We start from the raw sequence: 1,257 nt of genomic DNA, 5'->3' as shown, positions 1-1,257 counted from the left end.
GGCGCGGCCCGTCCTGCGGTCCGGCTCAGCCGAGCCGGCAGGTGAGGCCCGTGGCCGTGTCGGCCCCCGGTCCCGAGGCCACGTACCCGAAGGTCGTGGACTCCCCGGGGTCGAGACTGCCGTTGTGGCCGGCGTTGTGGACCATGACGGCCTGGCCCTGTGCGGTCATGGCGCCGTTCCACAGACTGTCGATCCGGTGCCCGGCGGGGAGGTTCCAGTCGACCATCCAGCCCAGCATCGGCACGGTGCCCGTGTTCTTGACGGTCACCTCGGACTGGTAGCCGCCGCCCCAACTGCCGGTGGTCTTCCGGGTCGCGGAGCAGTCACCGGGCTGCGGCGGGTCGGTCGGGTCCGGCGGGTCGGTCGGGTCCGGGCCGCTGCCGTCACCCGGGTCCTTGACCCCGGTCACTTCGCCGTTGCCGCCGTCGAAGACGACGTCCGAGCAGGAGTAGAAGGTCTCCTGGCTGTCGGAGCGCTGCCACACCATGTAGATGATGTGCCGGCCAGACTTGTTCGCGGGCAGGGCGCCGCGCCAGGAGTAGTTCGCCTCCACGGTGCCCGGGCTGCCGTTCAGCGGCGGGTGGTCGACGGTCAGGAACGGCTGGTCCTCGATGTCGTTCCAGGTGAGCGTCGACTTCGGGTCGAAGCCGTCCTTGGTGATGTACACCTTGAACCAACCCGGGTGGGCGGCCCAGGCGTTGTACGAGAAGTCGATGGTGGCGCCCGAGGTCAGATGGGTGAGCGGCCAGTCGTCACGGGCGGCGTTGAAGCCCGTGAAGTTGGTGTTGCCGCCACTGCACAGCTGCCCGTCCGGTACGAAGCCACGGGTGCGGCCGGCGCCGTCGGAGCGCAGTACGGAGAACCAGTTGTAGAAGGGCGTGGTGCCGCTCTGCTGGGCCGCCGCGCCGCAGGCGGGGTTGACCGGCTTGATCTCCCCGGTGTCGGTCAGCCCGTCCTGCCAGCACAGGAAGGTGCGGCTGGCCGGTTTCATGGGTGTGCCGTGTGCCTCGGCATCGCCGCCGGCGGTGACGACGAGTCCGAGGGCGGGGATGGCGGTGAGCAGTGCGAGCAGAGTGAGCAGTACGGCCCGGGGGCGGCTCTGCGCCAGTAATCGGCGGGTCATCCGGACGTCCCTTCCATGGGGGTGGGTGAGGGGCGGACAAAAGCCATGGGAGCGCTCCCACGACTTCATCAAGTGAAGCTAGCGCGGCGGACGTTCGCTGTAAACGCTTCGCGCAACGCCAAGGGCCCGTCCTC

1 protein-coding gene is annotated in these 1,257 nt (G+C 69.6%); it reads right to left on the bottom strand.

Annotation, left to right across the window (positions count from 1 at the left end; genetic code table 11):
• Positions 1 to 25: 25 nt before the first annotated feature.
• A complete protein-coding gene (locus tag ACWGH4_RS35215) occupies positions 26 to 1,123 on the bottom strand; it encodes a lytic polysaccharide monooxygenase auxiliary activity family 9 protein (protein WP_453467990.1) in 1,098 nt (365 codons plus the stop codon).
• Positions 1,124 to 1,257: the final 134 nt, after the last annotated feature.

Source organism: Streptomyces sp. NPDC054847 (genome assembly GCF_053610925.1).
This window is presented reverse-complemented; position numbering and strand designations above follow the sequence as displayed.

Excerpts from the sequence above, each read along its gene's own strand:
- ACWGH4_RS35215 (WP_453467990.1), bottom strand. The coding sequence starts at position 1,123 with ATGACCCGCCGATTACTGGCGCAGAGCCGCCCCCGGGCCGTACTGCTC.